The following is an 18,126-nucleotide window of genomic DNA, read 5'->3' as shown; positions in this document are numbered from 1 at the left end:
TCGTGGTTGTATAAGGTCCTTTGACCATCCAACTAAATTCTGGAGAAGCTGAAATGGTACAGACAATTATCGGTGTGTTTGACTCGTTCACGGATGCCGAGCGCGCTCAAAGTCGCTTGGAGTCAGAAGGCATCGCTCGAGCGGACATGGAGGTCCACAGCTCGACCACTGGCGACGCCCAGACAATGAGTGGTGATCCGACGGCACGGTCCGTGACCAGTGACACGGGTGAAGACCGCGTTCACGATGGACCCGTCAGCGGCATTGAACACTTCTTCAAAAGGTTGTTCGGCGGCAGCGATGAGCCTGAAGAGATTGGGCACTATCATGAAGCGGTTCGACGCGGGGGTGCGTTACTTTCGGTCGACGTCGCCGATGAGACGTCTGTGGAACGCGTCCGGGACGCACTGTATGCCGAAGGCGCCGTTGACATCGACTCGCGTGTCGCACAGTGGCGCAATACTGGCTATAAGGCCTATGACCGTAACGCACCCGCCTACACTGCCGATGAGGTAGCGGCGGAACGCCAAGCCTTCCCCGTCGTCCAGGAAACGCTGGAGGTCGGCAAGCGCGAGGTGCAGACGGGCGGCGTTCGCGTTTATTCGCGCGTGACGGAAACGCCGGTCAGCGAATCCGTCAATCTGCGCGAAGAACGCGCGACCATTGAGCGCCGAGCCGTGGACCGCCCGGCGACAGCGGCCGATCTCAAGGAAGGCTCCGTCGAGATTCGCGAAACGGCTGAAGAGCCGGTGATCGCCAAGACCGCGCGCGTCGTCGAAGAGGTGGTGGTCGGCAAGGAAGCATCTACCCGAACCGAGACCGTCAACGATACGGTACGCGGCACCGAAGTGGACGTCGAAAGGACGGCTGGAACAGACGAGAGTGCGGCTGTCCAACCCGTCAAAAAGCCGCCTCTTTGAAACCAAGGCAGTGGGGACAAATCGCGCAACATCTGCCAGTCCCCTTTAATTTTGCATTTCATCTGCACGGTGCTCACGCTGCCTGATCGCGATTGCAGCAATAGAGTTCACTTCACGGATTGATGCCACAACACGACTGGGTGGCTCAATGCCCGAACACCCTTTTGGAGGAAGTCATGGCAAACACCGACGGTCTTGAACCGGTCAATTCGCTCGTCACGGAGAAGGCCGACAAGACCTATGAATTTCCGACCAGCGCGAATCACGGCGCCTCTGAGGCAGATACTGCATCGTCCGCAACCGTCGGCGATGGCGATTTCCGGGAAGCATCCCAGTCGTGGGACGCTAAATCGTCCGGTGGTGAGGCACGGGCAACCGCAAAAGAAAAGCTCGCTGATATGAAGAGCGTCGTAGTAAAAAACTACAGGGCTGCGAGCGACACGACAGATGATTTCGTGCATGACAATCCCTGGAAGGCAATCGTCATGGCTGGATTAGGGGGCTTAATTGTTGGCATGCTCGTGTCGCGTTAGCTATATGCGAACTTACGCAGGACGCGACGCGCCCGTCGATCTCTAGCCCGAGTCGACGAACCAGTCCAGCTAACGCGCCAACTCGAGGAAGCGCCGCGCGCCTGTCAGTCACTGGGTGGGCGGCTTGTCCATGTCAGGGGCCGTGCCTGCTGATCACGCGGGCGCGCAAGCGGCGACAAGCAGGTTCAAGCGAGGTTGAACGTGAAATAGGTTTCGGGTCACGTTGACGGCGGTACTGTCTCACGTCAGGTCAGCGTCTTGCTCTCGCCCAGCCCTTTGCGTCTGCCTCGCCCTCATGCCGCGCCTCAGCGCGTGTCCACACGATTCACCAGGAACCCGATTGCAGACGGGGACTGAAGTTTCGGCCGGACTCGCCCATACCGCCACGCAGCACCCCGCCTCATCGACGCACGGTGAAGGCGCGCGGCACGGGCATTGCACGGTGCCGCGCATGCCGACACCGAAAGGTACGCCCATGCCGCACGCCAATGACCCCTTGCTCGTCATCTCGCCCCATCTCGACGATGCCGTCTTCAGTTGCGGCGCCGCCATCGCCGGTGCGCCCGATTCGATCGTCTGCACGGTTCTCGCGGGCGTGCCGCACAATGCGCTCGTCACCGACTGGGACGCGCAGTGCGGCTTAACGGACGCGCATCAGGCCATGCACGCGCGCCGCGCCGAAGACGCCGCCGCGCTCGACGTGCTCGGTGCGCGCCCCATCCATCTCGGCTTTCTCGATTCGCAATATGCAGGCGATAGCCCCGCCTCGCACGATGAAATAGTTGCGGCCCTGCTCGATGTGATCCGCGCGACGGCCTGCCGTGCGCTCGTCGTTCCGCTGGGTCTCTTTCATTCGGATCACGATCTGGTGCATCGCGCGTGCCGCGAGGCATGGCTCGCGGACCGAACGCTCGCCTGCCTCGCGTATGAGGACGCATTGTATCGGCGCATGGACGGGCTCGTGCAGACGCGCCTCGCCGATCTGGCCGCTTGCGGCATCATCGCGACGCCCGTATCCGAGCGCATCGATACGGCCGCGCTCGCCCGACATCAAGGAGCGAAGCAGCGCGCCGTGAGCCGCTATATTAGCCAACTGAAGGCGTTTGGCCCGAACGGTTACGACGATGTCTTCGCGACAGAGCGCTTCTGGAGCTTGCAGACCGCACGCCATGACCGATGAACGAGTCGTTCTTCCCGACGCGGACCGCGCACGACTCTCCGTCGTCGTGCTGACTTACAACCGTGACGATCAGGTTCTTGACACGCTTGCAAGACTTGCCGCGCTGCCCGATCGCATCGAGATCATCGCAGTCGATAATGCCTCGACCGACGGCACCGCCGAGCGCATCGCGAGGAACTTTCCGTTCGTGAAGCTCGTCCTCGCGCCGCGCAATCTGGGCGCGGCCGGCCGCAATCTCGGCGTCGCGCGCGCCGAAACGGAATACGTCGCGTTCTGCGACGACGACACGTGGTGGAGTCCCGGCTCGCTGTCCCGTGCCGTCGACGTGCTCGATGCCGCGCCGCGCGTTGGCGTGCTGAATGCACGCGTGGTCGTCGGCGAACACGGCGCAATCGATGAAACGTGCGAGCGCATGCGCGATAGTCCGCTCGCGCGCGACGGGCTGCCTGGATCCGCGCTCATCGGCTTCATGGCGGGCGCGTGCGTGTTTCGCACGGACGTCTTCCGGCAAACGGGCGGCTACGAGCCGAGGCTTTTTATCGGCGGAGAAGAGGCGCTCGTCTCGCTCGATGTGCTTGGCGCAGGCCACGAGATCGTCTATGTGGATGAGCTTGTGCTTCATCATCATCCTTCTCCGCTGCGCGACAGCGCGCAACGACGCTGGCTGCTCGCACGCAATGCCTCGTGGGTCGCGTGGATGCGTCTGCCGCTGGCCGAAGCGCTGCGTGCCACCCGCGACGCGATCGCTCTCTTGCTCACGGAACCATCGCCGTTGCCCGATCTGAAGGAGTTGATCGCGGGCATCGCATGGGCGCTTCGCAGACGACGCGTGATCGACGAGCGCGTGCAACTCATGCGGCGTCTCGTCCACGACGACGACGCATGCCGCGAAGCCCAGACGCGCGGCGAACGCGCTGTCGGTTCTACACGCGCCACGTAAAAGCGCGCGCGTCGCGCAACGAACCAAACGATATTTGGTTCGTTGCGCGACGAACCGAAAATCGTTTCGTACTTCTGTCGACACTCACAACGAGTGGCACGCCAAATGCTGAATCCGGATGACTGATCCACGCGATTGCGCGTCGCGCGACACGCCGAAGGGGATCGCATAACGGAGAGGCTCTCGTGAAGATCGCTTTGATCAGTGAACATGCATCGCCGCTGGCGATCGCGGGCGGCGTCGATAGCGGCGGCCAGAATATTTACGTGGCCAATGTGGCGCGCCAGCTCGTGCGTATCGGCCATGATGTCGATGTCTTCACGCGCTGCGATCGTTCGCTGCTGCCGCTCGTCTCCCGCTTCGAAAACATTCGCGTCATCAACGTGCCGGCGGGGCCGCCCGTGCAGTTGCCGAAGGAACAGCTCCTGCCGCACATGGATGCGTTCGCAAACTTCATGATCGACTTCATGAAGCAGGAAGCGCAGTCGTATGACATCGTGCACGCGAACTTCTTCATGTCGGGTCTCGTCGGCTTGCGCATCAAGGACGCGCTCGGCGTGCCGCTCGTCACCACGTTTCATGCGCTCGGTCGCGTGCGGCGGCTGCATCAGGGCGAATCGGACGGCTTTCCCGATGCGCGCTTCGATATCGAAGATGAGCTCGTGAAGCGCTCCGACTCGGTGATTGCGGAATGTCCGCAGGACGAGAACGATCTGCTCCATCTCTATCATGCCGATCCCGCGCGCATCGATCTCGTGCCATGCGGCTTCGACCGCGCGGAGTTTCATCCGCTCGACAAGCGCCAGGCTCGCGAGCAGCTCGGCTGGCCGCAGGATCGCTTTATCGCGCTGCAACTGGGGCGCATGGTGCCGCGCAAGGGCATCGACAATGTCGTGCGCGCGCTCGGCGTGTGCCATGCGGAGCATGACGAAAGCGTCGAGCTTTACGTGGTCGGCGGCAATTCGGATGAAGCCAATGAAATCGCGACGCCCGAGATCGGCAGGCTGCGTGGCATCGCGCGGGAATGCGGCATCGAAGCGCACGTGCATTTCGCCGGACGTCATGGACGAAGCGACTTGAAGCACTTCTATAACGCCGCCGATGTGTTCGTGACGACGCCGTGGTACGAGCCTTTCGGCATCACGCCGCTCGAAGCGATGGCGTGCGGCACGCCCGTGATCGGCGCCGATGTGGGCGGCATCCGCTATTCGGTGGCGCACGGTGAAACAGGTCTGCTCGTGCCGCCGAAGCATCCGGCCGCGCTCGCGCAGGCAATCGCCACGCTCAAGCGCGATGCGGCACTCGCACGACGCATGGGCGAAGCGGGCCTTGCGCGCGCCAACGCGATGTTCACGTGGTCGAGCGTCGCACAGGCGCTCGCGCAGGTCTATGCGCGCGTGAGCGGCGCCGAATCGCAGCACGCGGCCCGCGTCGCGATGGGCGGAGGATCGCGATGACGCAGATGCCACGGTCGCCGCGCGCCGCCGTTTTCATCGACAAGGACGGCACCCTGCTCGACGATGTGCCCTGGAATGTCGATCCGCATCACATGCGCCTTGCGCCCGGTGCGCTCGATGCGTTGCGCGTGTTCGCATCGCATGGCGTGCCGCTGTTCGTCGTCAGCAATCAAAGCGGCGTGGCGCTTGGCAAGTTCGAGCGGCATGCGCTCGATCGGGTCGAAACGCGCCTGCAAGCGTTCGCTGCGCAAGCGGGCGCGGCCTTCATGCATGTCTATTGGTGCCCGCATCATCCACGAGGCGTCGTGCCCGAGTACACGCAATCATGCGAATGCCGCAAGCCCGCGCCGGGCATGTTGCTGCGCGCGGCGCGCGAGCATGGCATCGATCTCTCGCGAAGCTGGTTCATCGGCGACATACTCGATGATGTCGAGGCGGGCCATCGTGCGGGATGCCGCAGCGTGCTCATCGATAACGGCAACGAGACCGAATGGCTGCACGGCGAAGGTCGCGACCCGGACCTCGTCGTGAAGGACATGTATGAAGCCGCGATGGCGATCGTTGCCGCGGAGTGTCCCGCATGAAGCGCGATCCGGTGAATCCATCGACGCTGCCGCCGGTCGTCGAGGCGCATGCGCGCAAGAGCGCGGCAACCGAAGCGCGCGACTGGGGCGCGGACGTAAAGCGCATGCTGTGCATTCGTCTCGACAATCTCGGCGACGTGCTGATGACCACGCCCGCGCTGCACGCGTTGCGCAACGCTCAGCCGGGGCGGCACCTGACACTGCTCGCGTCGCGTTCGGGCAAGGCTGCGGCGCCTTTCATCGATGCGATCGACGACGTGATCGAATACGACGCGCCCTGGGTCAAGCAGGATGCGCCGATCGATGCGCTTGCCGATCTCGCGATGCGCGCGCGCCTCGCGGCATCGCAGTTCGATGCGGCCGTGATCTTCAGCGTCTATAGCCAGAATCCGCTGCCTGCCGCGATGCTGTGTCATCTCGCCGGCATTCCGCTGCGGCTCGCGCATTGTCGCGAGAATCCGTATGGCCTTCTAACCGATTGGGTGCAGGAAACCGAGCCGCAGCACGGCACGCGGCATGAAGTGGAACGTCAACTCGCACTCGTCGCGCGAGTCGGCGCATGCGCAACCGATACGCGAATGCGTTTCGACGTGCGTCCCGACGATGCCGCGTCGCTCGCGGAAAAGCTCGGCGCACGCGGCGTCGATCTGCATGCGCCGTTCATCGTCGTGCATCCAGGCGCGACCGCCGCATCGCGCCGCTATCCGACCGAGCGCTTCGCGCAAGTCATCGAACGTCTCGGCACGCAATTGCAATGGCCGATGCTCGTGACGGGCTCGCCCAGCGAAAGCGCGCTATGCCGCGAAGCATGCGGAGATAGCGCGAACGCGATCGATCTCTCGGGCGCGCTCGAACTCGGCGAACTCGCGGCGCTCATCGAGCATGCGCGCGTGCTGCTGTCGAACAACAGCGGGCCGGTGCATCTCGCATCGGCGCTCGGCACGCCTGTCGTCGATCTCTACGCGCTCACGAATCCGCAGCACATGCCGTGGCAAACGCCGCATCGCGTGCTTTATCACGACGTGCCGTGCCGCTGGTGTTATCGCAGCGTGTGTCCCGAAGGTCATCACGCGTGCCTCGTTCAGGTTGGCGTGGACGAGGTCGTGTCCGCGGTGCTTGAACTCTCCGAAAACGCATCGCTCATCAACTCGACCATACAGGCCAGCTAGTCATGTACACATTGGGAATCAATGCGGTCTATCACGACAGCGCAGCGGCGCTCGTCAAGGATGGCGTCGTCATCGCGGCCGCCGAAGACGAGCGCTTCACGCATGTGAAGCATGCGAAGCGCCCCGTGCCGTTCTCGACATGGCAGCTTCCTTTCGATGCCATCGACTATTGCCTCAAGGAAACGGGCATCGAACTCGCCGATGTGGATCACATCGCGTATTCATACGATCCGCATCTCTTCTCGGGCATGCCGAAGGACGCGAAGACCAGCATCGCCTTGCCGATGAAGCCGTCGGCACAGACGTTGAGCAATCCGTCCGAGTCGCCGTGGGACCCGCTGTTTCTAAGCTATATCGTCAACGCGAAAGACCAGTTGCTCGACGGCGCGCCGCACCATCTGAAGCGTCGTTTCACAAGCGGCGGACGCGCGCCGCGCTTCGCCTGGCATAACGTCGATCATCATCTGTGTCATGAAGCGAGTGCGTTTCTCGCAGCGCCTTTCGACGACACCGCGGTGCTCACGATGGATGGACGCGGCGAAGGCGTGACGACGAGTCTCGGGCAATTCGTCGAGGGCGAATACAAGCGCCTCAAGCAAGTGGAATTGCCGCATTCGCTCGGCTTGCTGTATGAAGCCGTGACGGGCTATCTCGGCTTCCTGCATTCATCGGATGAGTACAAGGTGATGGCGCTGGCGTCGTTCGGCAAGCCCGCGTATGTCGATCAAATCCGTGAAATCGTGAAGTATCGGCATGACGGAAGTTACACCGTCGATGCGCCGCGTCTCGTCGATCGTTTCGGCCCCGCGCGCGAACGCGGCGGGCCGCTCACGCAGCATCACTTCGATATCGCGCATTCGCTGCAAGCCGTGCTCGAAGAAACCGCGCTCGAACTCGCGAAGTGGCTGCATGAAAAAACGGGACTGCCGAATCTCGCGATGGCGGGCGGCGTCGCGCTCAATTGCGTGATGAACGCGCGCCTACGCGATCGCGGTCCGTTCGATGAAGTGTGGGTTCAGCCCGCGGCCGGCGACGCCGGCACCGCACTGGGCGCCGCGCTGTGGACGGATTATCGGGAACGCGCGAAGGCGGGCGACTGCGGCCGCAAGTGGCGCATGGATCACGCGTATCTCGGACCCGAATTCGGCGATGACGAAATCGAAGCGTTCCTGAAATGGGCGCGCGCGCCGTATCGCAAGCTCACGAATATCGCCGAAGAAACGGCGGAGATTCTCGCGCAGAATCGCGTGATCGGCTGGTACCAGGGCCGCACGGAGTTCGGCCCGCGTGCGCTCGGCGCGCGCTCGATTCTTGCATCGCCGATTCACGCGGACATGCAGGCGCGTCTGAACGAGATCAAGGATCGCGAAGACTTCCGCCCCGTTGCGCCCGTCGTGATGGAAGAGCACGCGGCCGACTGGTTCATCGATGCGCGCGTCGCGCCGTTCATGCTGTTTGTCTTCGATGTGCGCGAAGAGATGAAAGCGCGCATTCCGGCGGTCACGCATATCGATGGCACCGCGCGCGTGCAGACCGTCAATCGCGCGCAGCACCCGCTCTACTACGATCTGCTCGCGGCGTTCAAGCAACGCACGGGCGTGCCGGTGCTCGTCAACACGTCATTCAACACGCGTGGCGAGCCGATGGTGAATACGCCGCGCGATGCGCTCGAATCGTTCTGGACGTCGCCGCTCGATGCGCTCGTCATCGGCTCGTTCCTTATCGAAAAACCGGGCGCCCGAGCATGAGCACGTACGCGGGTCTTGTCGAGAACGGCGAGATGAGCGCGATGGATGCGCCCGCTCTGCCACGCGAAGATTTCATTCCGGATGTGTCCGTGGTCGTCCCGACGTATCGCCGTCCCGCGATGCTCGAACGCTGCGTGCGCGCGCTTGCTGAGCAGGCGTACGATCCGGCGCGTTACGAGATCATCGTGTGCGACGACGGCCCCGACGAAGCAACGAGGGCATGCGTACAGCGTCTCGCTGCATCGTATGCGCAGAGCGGCCCGAAGATCCACTACGTGCCGGTGACGGGAAGCCAAGGTCCGGCAGGCGCGCGCAATGCGGGCTGGCGCGCATCGCTCGCACGACGCATGGCCTTCACCGACGACGACACAATTCCCGACCCGCAATGGCTCGTCAACGGCGTGCGCGCGCTCGATGAAGGCGCGGACGCGGTATCGGGCCGCATCGTCGTGCCGCTGCCCGATCATCCGACCGACTACGAGCTCGACGCCGCCGGACTCGCGAACGCGGAGTTCGCCACCGCGAACGCATTCGCGACACGCGCGGCGCTCGAACGCACGGGCGGCTTCGACGCGCGCTTTACATCGGCATGGCGCGAGGACTCCGACCTGCAATTCGCGTTGATGCGCGCGGGGTTCGGAATCGCTCGCGCGGAGGACGCGATGGTGCTGCATCCCGTACGCCCCGCGCGCTGGGGCGTGTGCATTTCGCAGCAGAAGAAGAGCCAGTTCGACGCGCTGCTCTACAAGAAGCATCCCGCGCTCTTTCGCGAGCGCATCCGGCGCGCTCCGCCGCTTCTCTACTATGCGATGCTCGCGGCGCTGGTCGTCGTGATCGTGTCGCTGATCGCGGATGCGCCGCGCATCGCCGCGATGACTGCGATTGCATGGATCGCGATGACGTTATGGTTCGCCGTGCAGCGATTGAAGACGACATCGCGCACGCCCGCGCATATCGCCGAAATGTTGTGGACGTCGGCGATCATTCCGTATTTGTCGATCTACTGGCGCATTCGCGGCGCGTTCAAGTTCAAGGTGTTCTTTCCATGATCGAACGCATCGTGATCTTTCGCGCGCTGCAACTCGGCGACATGCTGTGCGCCGTGCCCGCGTTGCGCGCATTGCGGCGTGCTTATCCGCAAGCGCATATCGCGCTCGTCGGCTTGCCGTGGGCGAAAAGCTTCATCGAACGATACGCCCATCTGCTCGATGAACTGATCGTGTTTCCGGGCGCGATCGGCTTTCCCGAACAGGAAGAGACCGACGCGCATCTGCCCGCATTTCTAGGGGCTTTGAGCGAACGCCGCTTCGATCTCGCGATCCAGTTGCACGGCAGCGGCGGCGTGGCGAACGATATCGTCGACGGCATGGGGGCGCGGTTGAACGCAGGCTTTCTCAAGCCCGATGAACGCATGCGCGAAGGCGCGTTCATTCCGTGGCCCGACGATTTGCCCGAGCCCGCGCGCTATACCGTGTTGATGCAACGTCTCGGCATCGACGCGGATGCACTCGATCTCGAGATTCCCCTGACCGATGGCGACACGCGCGAATGCGATGCGCTGATCGACACCTGTGCGATCGATTGCGACAGGCTCGTGCTCGTTCATCCGGGCGCGCAGTTGCCTTCTCGCCGATGGCCCGTCGAGCGCTTCGGCGAAGTGGCGCGCACGTTGTCGGAACCGGGATGGCAGATCGCAGTCACGGGCGGCGCGGGCGAAGCGTCGCTGACCGCTCGCGTCGCGCACGACGCCGGCGCGCGTGCGATCGATCTCGCAGGACGCACGTCGCTGGGCGCGCTTGCCGCGCTCGTCGCGAGGGCGCGGCTCATCGTCTGCAACGACACGGGGCTGTCGCACGTCGCCGCGGCGACGCGCACGCCGAGCGTCGTCATCGCATCAGGAAGCGATACGCGCCGCTGGGCGCCGCTCGACCATGCGCGTCATCGCGTGCTCGCGGACTGGCCTGCGTGCCGGCCCTGCGCGTTTCGCGAATGTCCTTACGGCCACGAATGCGCGCTCAATGTGAGCACGCGAGCCGTGATCGATGCCGCCTTCGCGCAGCTTGCACGCACCCTTCGAGAGGAGACGCTTCTTCATGCCCACGACTAGTTCCCGGCGCTTGCGTGTGCTCACGTGGCATATCCACGGCAATTACCTGTATTACCTGAGTCAGGCGCCGCACGACTTCTATCTGGTCACGCGTCCCGGCTTTCCGCCGGATACGCGGGCACGGCCGGCGCGTTGCCGTTCGGCGCGAACGTGCATGAGATTCCGGCAAGCGAAGTGCCGTCGCAATCGTTCGATGTCGTGCTCTTTCAGCACAGGCGTCAATGGGACGACGATCGGCTCAACCTGCTCACCGATGCGCAACGGCGCTTGCCGCGCGTCTATATCGAGCATGATCCGCCGCAGGAAAACGCGTTCGAGCAGAAGCATTGGGTGCAGGAACGCGACACGCTGCTCGTGCATGTCACGCACTTCAACCGATTGATGTGGGATAGCGGCGAGACGCCGACGCGCGTCATCGAGCATGGCGTGATCGTGCCGGACGACGTGCGTTATAGCGGCGAACTGGAGCGCGGCATCGCAGTGATCAATCATCTGCGCCAGCGCGGCAGGCGCCTCGGCAACGATGTCTATGCACAAGCCGCCGCGCGTGTACCGCTCGACCTCGTCGGCATGGATGCGCAGTCGGCGGGCGGCATCGGCGAAATCGGCAATCTGGAGTTGGCGGCTTTCGCCGCACGTTATCGCTTCTTCTTCAATCCGATTCGCTGGACGAGCCTCGGGCTGGCCATCGTCGAGGCCATGACCATAGGCATGCCGATCGTCGGACTCGCGACGACCGAGCTATCCACCGTGATACGCAACGGCGAAAGCGGCTTCATCCATACGGATACGGAGGCGCTCATCGACGCGATGCAGCACTTGCTGCGCGATCCCGCCGAAGCGCGGCGTCTTGGCGAAGGCGCGCGGCGAACGGCGCTCGAACGCTTTCATATCGACCGCTTCGCCAGCGACTGGGACGAGGCTTTGCGCTACGTGTGCAGCTAGCGGATCAATCAGACAGGACATGACGACATGAGAGAAGCGTATAGAAAGCGGATTCTGGTGACGGGCGGTGCGGGCTTTCTCGGCTCGCATCTGTGCGAGCGGCTGCTGGCGCAGGGTCACGACGTGCTGTGCGTCGATAACTTTTATACCGGCACGAAGGACAACATCGCGCACCTGCTTGATAGCCCGAACTTCGAATTGATGCGTCACGACGTGACGTTTCCGCTCTATGTGGAAGTCGATGAAATCTATAACCTCGCGTGCCCGGCTTCGCCGATTCATTATCAGCACGATCCCGTGCAGACGACGAAGACGAGCGTGCACGGCGCGATCAACATGCTCGGGCTTGCAAAGCGCGTTCACGCGCGAATCTTCCAGGCATCGACGAGCGAAGTGTATGGGGATGCGCATGTGCATCCGCAGCAGGAAGCGTATTGGGGCAACGTGAATCCGATCGGTCCGCGATCGTGTTATGACGAGGGCAAACGCTGCGCCGAAACGCTTTTCATGGACTATCGGCGGCAGCATGGGCTTTCGATCAAGATCGCGCGCATCTTCAACACGTACGGGCCGCGCATGCATCCGTCGGATGGGCGCGTGGTGTCCAACTTCGTGATGCAGGCGCTTTCCGGCGAGCCGATCACCGTGTATGGCGAAGGCACGCAGACGCGCTCGTTCTGCTATGTCGACGACATGATCGATGCGTTCATTCGCCTCATGAACACGCCCGAGGAAGTTATCGGGCCGGTGAATCTGGGGAACCCGCATGAACTGTCGATGCTCGATATCGCGCGGCGCATCATCGAACTGACAGGGTCGTCGTCGGAGATCGTGTTCAAGCCTCTGCCGATGGATGATCCGTGGCATCGTCAACCGGATGTTTCGATGGCGCGTGAGGTGTTGGGTTGGATGCCTACGACCGCGCTCGATGAAGGGCTCACGCGGACAGTGCGGCATTTTCGCGCGGTAACCGAGGCCATGCAAGCGCGCAGCGCTCAGTGCCGTCAGGCAATGGCGTAAGCGCCTTGGCCGGTCCGCGACAAGGCGTACGCGCATGGCAATCGAGGTATATCGATTGCTCGAATGGGACAGCAGGACAGTGCTGAAGGAGCAGGCCATGCAAAACGAACCATCTGATCCCGTCGAACGTGCGGACGAGCGCCGAAAGGCGCTTGGTGAAGGCGATGTGAAGGAAAAGCGCGACGGCACCATCGAACAGCGTGAGCACGGCAACATCGACCCGAGTCTCGTGCCCAAGGGAAAGGATCATCCCGAGGAAGGCCCGTACGTCCCCGAACACGATCATGTCGATCCCGACCTCGAGCCCGCGAGCCGCAGCGGCAGACCGGGAAAGTCCAACAACGATGCCTAGGCTCACGAGAGCGCGGCCGCCGTTACAGGAAAACCGCCCGAGGCGTCCGTGAAAGCACTCATCTGGCACTGCAAGAAGGACATTCAATACGACACGGGTCTGGACCCGCGCATCGAGCATGGCCGCGATGCGATTATCGAGGTATCGATCTGCGGCTCGGATTTCCATTTGGTCGACGGCTTCATGCCCGGCATGAAACCAGGCGGCGTCATGCGTCAAGAATTCATCGGAAAGTGGTTGAAGTTGGCCGAGACAACACGGCGCTAAAATCGACGATCGCGTGGTCGTGCCGTTCACGATCATCTGCAACGAATGCGACTAGTGCAAGCGATGCAATTTCTCGGTCTACGAACGTTCCAACCCAAACAAGGACGCCGCCGCTAAACTGTTCCGCCACCCCGGCCCGGCGATCGCGGCGGATACTGTCGCTTCGTTTCCGCCCGCGTCGTTCGCGTTGATGTCGATCGGCGCACTCGCCCTGGCATACTGTCGATGGCCCACTTCCGGGCGCCGCAGATATCGCTTTTGACGCCCCTCACGGTTCGCGCGCCGTGCCGTTCACCTCGACGATATGAACCGGGATCGACTTCGCGCCCGGCACCTTGCTTTCCTTCGCGCAGTGCCATAGCGGCAACAGCGGATTGCACTCGGGATAATAGCCCGCGATGCATCCCTGCGGTATGTCGTACGGCTGGATGCGTAGACCCGCGACGCGTCGCTCGAAGCCATCGTCGGCGATAGTCTGCAGGGTCACGCGATCGTCCTTGTGCAGGCCGTGCCGCTTCATATCCGCTTCGCACATCATGATGACCATGCGGCCCCCGCTGATCCCGCGAAAGCGGTCGTCGAGACTATAGATCGTCGTGTTGAACTGGCTGTCGCTGCGCAGCGTCATGAGCCGCAGCGATTGCGGCTCGCGCTCGGGCATGTCCGGGTCTTCACCGATGGTCTCGGGCACGAAGAATTCCGCCTTGCCGCTCTTCGTTTTCCATTTGCGTTCGCGCGCCGGCAGATCGCGCGGAAAGCCGCCGGGAGTCCACATTCTTTCGTTGAAGTCGTGAAAGGTCTCGGGATACGTCTTCGCGATCTCGTCGCGCACCAGCGCATAGTCGTTGCGCCAGCGATCCCAGTCGATGGTCGAGCGCTCGTCGAGCGTATGCTTCGCCAGCTCTGCGACGATATACGGCTCGGAACGCGCATCGGCCGAGGCCGGCTCGGCCACGCCGCGCGAGCCGTGAATGCAGCCGGTGCTGTCTTCCATCGATACGGCCTGAGCGCCGCTCGCCTGCGTATCGATTTCGATGCGGCTCAGGCACGGCAGGATGTACGACTTTTTGCCGTGAACGAGGTGACTGCGATTGAGCTTCGTCGCGACATTGACCACAAGTTCCAGTTCGCGCCATGCCGGTTCGATGCGCAAGCGGTCCGGCACCGAACGCACGAGATTGCCGCCTAGATTGATGACCGCGCTGACTCGGCCGTCGAGCATCGCTTCGAAGGTTTCGACGATATTCATGCCCTTCTCGCGCGGCGGCTCGAAGTTGAACTGGCTCGCGAGCTTGTCGAGCGGCGCGAGTTCCGGCTTCTCCGTGATGCCGACCGTGCGCTGCCCTTGCACGTTCGAATGCCCGCGCACCGGCGACGGCCCCGCGCCAGGCTTGCCGATATTTCCGCGCAAAAAGAGCAGATTGCACAGCATGCGGACGTTCTGTACGCCTTGCCGATGTTGCGTGATGCCCATGCCGTAGTGCGCCATCACCGCGCTGGCGCGCATGTATTCGCCAGCGGCGGCTTCGAGATCGGCGCGCGGAAGTCCCGCCACGCGCTCGATATCGTCCCAGGACGCGGCGCGCACATAATCCGCGAAGGCTTCGAAGCCGATCGTATGCGTCTCGATGAACGCGACATCGAGCACCCGCGGTTCGCCGAGTTCCATCGCGCGGTCGTCGGCGTGAATGACGGCCTTGCAGATGCCGAGCATCGCGGCCGTGTCGCCGCCCGTCTTCACCTGATGATATTGCGTGCTGATCACCGTATGGGCCGGTGTCATCATCTCGAGGGGAGATTGCGGATTAGCGAACTTGATAAGCCCCGGCTCGCGCAAGGGATTGAACGTGATGATCGGCACCCCGCGCTTTCTCGCGTCCTGTAGCTGATGCAGCATGCGCGGACTGTTGGTGCCGACGTTCTGCCCGAAGAAGAACATGAGATCGGTCTTCTCGAAGTCCTCGAGCTTGATGGTGCCCACGCCTACGCCGATCGCCGCCTTCAATCCGACGCTCGTGCTTTCGTGACACATGTTCGAGCTGTCGGGCAGATTGTTGGTGCCATACATGCGCGCGAAAAGCTGGTACATGTACGACGTTTCGAGCGACGCGCGCCCCGACGCATAGAAGACAACGCGCTTCGGATCGAGCGCGCGCAACTCACGGCCGATGTCCTCGAACGCTTCCTGCCACGTGACGCTGACGTACTTGTCGCTCGCGGCGTCGTATCGCAAGGGCGCGGTGAGACGCCCGGCGTCCTCGAGATCGTGGTCGTGCCATGCGCATAGTTCAGTCACCGTGTGAAGCTCGAAAAACTGCGGCGTCATGCGTTTCGCGGTGAGATCCCAGGCGGTCGCCTTCGCGCCGCTTTCGCAGAACTCGAACGTGTGAGGATCGGCTGGTTTCGCCCATGAGCAACTGACGCAGGCGAAGCCATCGGGCTTGTTCTGCTTCAGCAGGACCGTGGTTTCCTTCAGCGGCACCTTTTCCTGGATGAGCGCGACTGCGACCGCCTTCAGCGATCCCCATCCGCCCGACGAATACGGGTATGCGGCGCTCTTGCGAACGCCGTTGTCTGATTCGGCCATGTCCTTTGCCTCGCACGTGTTCGATGTGTTTGCACCACGCAGCAGCAACTGACGTTCCCTTTCGGGCGGTCTTCAGCAGCACAACCGACGCCGCGATTGCCCTCATCGATTGGCACGGATGGCGCAGATATCGCGTCGATGGTCGAGAACACTTCACCATTCGACCATGCCGCCCGCGATCAACGAACGCTCAGTCATCGCCGCGCATCATGTGCTCGACGTCCCGCGCTCGGAGTGAAGCACGAAGCGCGTCGCGAGGAGCGGCGTGTGTCACGCTGAGATGCGTCAGCGAGACGCGCGTCGCGCCAACGCGGCAATCGCAAACCCGGCGGCTAGCGCGACATAGGTCATCACCAGCGAGCGCTTAGACAAATGCTTCTCGAAACCCGGCGTGAAGCGTTTCGGCACGACGTGGTAGTCGACCACATAGGCGATGAGCGCGGTCGCCACGGCAGCGCTTACGATTCGCGCGGGACGGCTCCGCCGATCGCACAGCGCTTCGAACAGCACGCCCCAGAACACCGCGCTGCCCATGTGGATCGTCGCCCCGAGCGCCGTGTATCTGATGCTCGGCGTTTCCTGCGACGTTGCGTCCGGCCACAGGCAGTGCGCCACGGCGTTCAGCGCGGCGTAGGGCGCATGACCCGCGCGAAGCGCACCGGTCGTTGCCACCGACGCCGATGCAAGTCCTGCTGTCGAACCTGAGCAGAGAGAGCGGACGATCCGATTATCAAATTGCTGTTTCATACGCTGCTTTCCTCTTTCTGCGTAATTATCCACGGCGCCCTCCCGCCGCTAGCGTCCTCGAATCGCATACAGCCGCGTTGGCAGCGCGATGGGACTCTGCGGATCGAACCAGCTCATCTCGGGAATGCGTGAATCGGTGACGTAGATCGTGCCGTCGGCGCCTTCCGAGAATGTGTCGGGCCAGACGAGATTGCGGTCCCGCAGCAGCGTGTCGACGCGCTCGCCGTCACGCACGCGAATCGCGTGATGCTCGACCGACGACACATAGAGACGTCCGCGCTCGTCGAACCAGAGTCCGTCCGCAGGTCCATCGATGCCGACGGCTTCCACGCGCGCCGCGACCTGTTGCGGGCTCAGTTGCGCGTTCTGCAGCGCGTCGGTTGCGATGCGATAAAGCGTCTTGCCCTTCACCGCCTGCCAATAGAGATAGCGTCCGTCCGGCGACAGCGCGATGCCGTCCGCCGAGAAGCTCACGCGCCTGCCGTCCGTCTGTTGTAGCGGCTTGCCGTCGACCTTTACGGTGACGGTCTCGTCGGCCTGCGTGCTCGGATCGCCGTCGAGCACGCGTCGCGCGCTACCTGACGCCGTATCGACCACGACGACCGCGCCACGCACGCCGGAATCGGTGATATACACGAATCGCCCGTCCGGGCTGATGCGTACGTCGTTGAGATAGCTGCCCTGGGGCGCGATGGTTTCATCGAACGCGTAGACCTGCGCGACGCGGTTCGAGGCAAGGTCGATTCGCACGAGCTTCGGCGCGCCCGGCACGACGAGCGATTGCGCCGGCGCGCCGGGATCGATCACCCAGAGGTTCCCATGCTTATCCGCCACGACGGACTGCACACAGACCCAGTGATCCTGCGGCGTGACTTTGTCGCGACGCGCGTTGCGCCAGCTATTCCATTCGGGATCGGGATAAGGACGCAGATCGCCGGACGCTCCGAGCTCCGCGACGGAGATGGGCGTGTCCTCCGTCCAGCGCGGAAAGTTGACGAACTTGCGGCCGTCCGGCGTAACCGTCATGCCAGTGACCTGATGTTCAAACGTGGCGACGAGCTGAAGCTGCGGACCGCGACCTCGGGCATGATTGTCGTGCTTGTCCGAGCTCTCCTGGGCAATGCCTGCTTGAGCGAAGGCGGCGAGGCTCAGCGTGAGCAAGAGGATTCGGCCCAGCGGTGTTGAGATTGGCGCCATGATCGGCTCCGATGGTGACAATGCGCGATCTCAGCAATCGTGGTGCCACATCGTTCACAATTCTGCTTGTCTATTCATTGACCGACCGATTGACGCGCGACGCTTCATCGGCTCGGCACGGAGGGCGTCGATATCGCGCCAAGGACCGAGGACGCCTCGCCATCCGACCACGTCGCGATGCGCCCATCGCGCGCATACCCTGGAGCTGCCTTCCTGTTCCACTACAGGTGCGCCGTATCTGCAACTGCTTCATCCTGCGCATCGCGTCTTCGTTCTCGTCCCTTCGTTCTCGTCCATTTCGAAGCACCATCCACGGGCTCGCTCGCGGGGATCAGAGATCACGCCAAACACATCGCTGAATTCGTTGTGGTTG

The 18,126-nt window shown here is 62.9% G+C and carries 15 protein-coding genes and 2 pseudogenes; 14 read left to right on the top strand and 3 right to left on the bottom strand.

Annotated features, from left to right (window positions below):
• The first annotated feature begins 53 nt into the window (after positions 1-53).
• The 14 genes and pseudogenes from AWB77_RS21455 to AWB77_RS37340 form a co-directional block, all read left to right on the top strand.
• On the top strand, positions 54-920 hold the full coding sequence (locus tag AWB77_RS21455) for a YsnF/AvaK domain-containing protein (protein WP_061136455.1): 867 nt from the start codon (positions 54-56) through the stop codon (positions 918-920).
• A gap of 176 nt (positions 921-1,096) precedes the next feature.
• A complete protein-coding gene (locus tag AWB77_RS21450) occupies positions 1,097-1,453 on the top strand; it encodes an ElaB/YgaM/YqjD family protein (protein ID WP_082852718.1) in 357 nt (118 codons plus the stop codon).
• 451 nt (positions 1,454-1,904) lie between these two features.
• Complete coding sequence (locus AWB77_RS21445) at positions 1,905-2,633, top strand: PIG-L deacetylase family protein (protein WP_244158599.1); 729 nt, start codon at positions 1,905-1,907, stop codon at positions 2,631-2,633.
• Positions 2,623-3,573, top strand: coding sequence for a glycosyltransferase family 2 protein (locus tag AWB77_RS21440; RefSeq protein ID WP_061136453.1), 951 nt, complete (start codon positions 2,623-2,625; stop codon positions 3,571-3,573). Before AWB77_RS21445 ends, AWB77_RS21440 begins: the two co-directional genes overlap by 11 nt.
• Positions 3,574-3,758: 185 nt before the next feature.
• Positions 3,759-5,030 carry a glycosyltransferase family 4 protein gene (locus AWB77_RS21435; RefSeq protein WP_061136452.1) on the top strand — a complete coding sequence of 424 codons (1,272 nt, stop codon included), beginning with the start codon at positions 3,759-3,761 and terminating at the stop codon, positions 5,028-5,030.
• The gene (locus AWB77_RS21430; RefSeq protein ID WP_244158598.1) at positions 5,027-5,614 is read left to right on the top strand and encodes a D-glycero-alpha-D-manno-heptose-1,7-bisphosphate 7-phosphatase; all 588 of its coding nucleotides are present in this window, start codon (positions 5,027-5,029) and stop codon (positions 5,612-5,614) included. Before AWB77_RS21435 ends, AWB77_RS21430 begins: the two co-directional genes overlap by 4 nt.
• Positions 5,611-6,783 carry a glycosyltransferase family 9 protein gene (locus AWB77_RS21425; RefSeq protein WP_096031165.1) on the top strand — a complete coding sequence of 391 codons (1,173 nt, stop codon included), beginning with the start codon at positions 5,611-5,613 and terminating at the stop codon, positions 6,781-6,783. The genes AWB77_RS21430 and AWB77_RS21425 overlap by 4 nt, the downstream gene beginning before the upstream one ends.
• A gap of 2 nt (positions 6,784-6,785) precedes the next feature.
• On the top strand, positions 6,786-8,531 hold the full coding sequence (locus AWB77_RS21420; protein WP_061136451.1) for a carbamoyltransferase family protein: 1,746 nt from the start codon (positions 6,786-6,788) through the stop codon (positions 8,529-8,531).
• 32 nt (positions 8,532-8,563) lie between these two features.
• Positions 8,564-9,580 (top strand): glycosyltransferase family 2 protein, encoded by a 1,017-nt coding sequence (locus tag AWB77_RS21415; RefSeq protein ID WP_061136571.1) that lies wholly within the window; start codon positions 8,564-8,566, stop codon positions 9,578-9,580.
• Positions 9,577-10,638: a glycosyltransferase family 9 protein gene (locus AWB77_RS21410; protein ID WP_061136450.1), complete on the top strand. Its 1,062-nt coding sequence runs from the start codon at positions 9,577-9,579 to the stop codon at positions 10,636-10,638. The genes AWB77_RS21415 and AWB77_RS21410 overlap by 4 nt, the downstream gene beginning before the upstream one ends.
• Positions 10,625-11,583 (top strand): annotated as a pseudogene (locus tag AWB77_RS21405) (glycosyltransferase family 4 protein). Before AWB77_RS21410 ends, AWB77_RS21405 begins: the two are co-directional and overlap by 14 nt.
• 27 nt (positions 11,584-11,610) lie before the next feature.
• Positions 11,611-12,603 (top strand): UDP-glucuronic acid decarboxylase family protein, encoded by a 993-nt coding sequence (locus tag AWB77_RS21400; protein ID WP_061136449.1) that lies wholly within the window; start codon positions 11,611-11,613, stop codon positions 12,601-12,603.
• A 97-nt stretch (positions 12,604-12,700) separates the two neighbouring features.
• The gene (locus AWB77_RS21395; protein ID WP_061136569.1) at positions 12,701-12,955 is read left to right on the top strand and encodes a hypothetical protein; all 255 of its coding nucleotides are present in this window, start codon (positions 12,701-12,703) and stop codon (positions 12,953-12,955) included.
• A 48-nt stretch (positions 12,956-13,003) separates the two neighbouring features.
• Positions 13,004-13,352, top strand: a pseudogene (locus AWB77_RS37340) (alcohol dehydrogenase catalytic domain-containing protein); the annotation flags it as partial.
• A gap of 138 nt (positions 13,353-13,490) precedes the next feature.
• Here the strand turns inward: AWB77_RS37340 and AWB77_RS21385 are convergent.
• The 3 genes from AWB77_RS21385 to AWB77_RS21375 form a co-directional block, all read right to left on the bottom strand.
• Positions 13,491-15,809, bottom strand: coding sequence for an FdhF/YdeP family oxidoreductase (locus AWB77_RS21385; RefSeq protein WP_061136447.1), 2,319 nt, complete (start codon positions 15,807-15,809; stop codon positions 13,491-13,493).
• 285 nt (positions 15,810-16,094) lie between these two features.
• Positions 16,095-16,481, bottom strand: a complete 387-nt coding sequence (locus AWB77_RS21380) for a hypothetical protein (RefSeq protein WP_341844987.1) — start codon at positions 16,479-16,481, stop codon at positions 16,095-16,097.
• A 123-nt stretch (positions 16,482-16,604) separates the two neighbouring features.
• Complete coding sequence (locus AWB77_RS21375) at positions 16,605-17,753, bottom strand: SMP-30/gluconolactonase/LRE family protein (RefSeq protein WP_061136445.1); 1,149 nt, start codon at positions 17,751-17,753, stop codon at positions 16,605-16,607.
• Positions 17,754-18,126 lie beyond the last annotated feature (373 nt).

The sequence above is a fragment of the Caballeronia fortuita genome, from assembly GCF_001544835.2.
Lineage (GTDB): Bacteria > Pseudomonadota > Gammaproteobacteria > Burkholderiales > Burkholderiaceae > Caballeronia > Caballeronia fortuita.
This window is presented reverse-complemented; position numbering and strand designations above follow the sequence as displayed.

Coding starts and splice junctions, on each gene's coding strand:
- AWB77_RS21455 (WP_061136455.1), top strand. CDS start 54: ATGGTACAGACAATTATCGGTGTGTTTGACTCGTTCACGGATGCCGAG.
- AWB77_RS21450 (WP_082852718.1), top strand. CDS start 1,097: ATGGCAAACACCGACGGTCTTGAACCGGTCAATTCGCTCGTCACGGAG.
- AWB77_RS21445 (WP_244158599.1), top strand. CDS start 1,905: ATGCCGACACCGAAAGGTACGCCCATGCCGCACGCCAATGACCCCTTG.
- AWB77_RS21440 (WP_061136453.1), top strand. CDS start 2,623: ATGACCGATGAACGAGTCGTTCTTCCCGACGCGGACCGCGCACGACTC.
- AWB77_RS21430 (WP_244158598.1), top strand. CDS start 5,027: ATGACGCAGATGCCACGGTCGCCGCGCGCCGCCGTTTTCATCGACAAG.
- AWB77_RS21425 (WP_096031165.1), top strand. CDS start 5,611: ATGAAGCGCGATCCGGTGAATCCATCGACGCTGCCGCCGGTCGTCGAG.
- AWB77_RS21420 (WP_061136451.1), top strand. CDS start 6,786: ATGTACACATTGGGAATCAATGCGGTCTATCACGACAGCGCAGCGGCG.
- AWB77_RS21415 (WP_061136571.1), top strand. CDS start 8,564: ATGAGCGCGATGGATGCGCCCGCTCTGCCACGCGAAGATTTCATTCCG.
- AWB77_RS21410 (WP_061136450.1), top strand. CDS start 9,577: ATGATCGAACGCATCGTGATCTTTCGCGCGCTGCAACTCGGCGACATG.
- AWB77_RS21400 (WP_061136449.1), top strand. CDS start 11,611: ATGAGAGAAGCGTATAGAAAGCGGATTCTGGTGACGGGCGGTGCGGGC.
- AWB77_RS21395 (WP_061136569.1), top strand. CDS start 12,701: ATGCAAAACGAACCATCTGATCCCGTCGAACGTGCGGACGAGCGCCGA.
- AWB77_RS21385 (WP_061136447.1), bottom strand. CDS start 15,809: ATGGCCGAATCAGACAACGGCGTTCGCAAGAGCGCCGCATACCCGTAT.
- AWB77_RS21375 (WP_061136445.1), bottom strand. CDS start 17,753: ATGGCGCCAATCTCAACACCGCTGGGCCGAATCCTCTTGCTCACGCTG.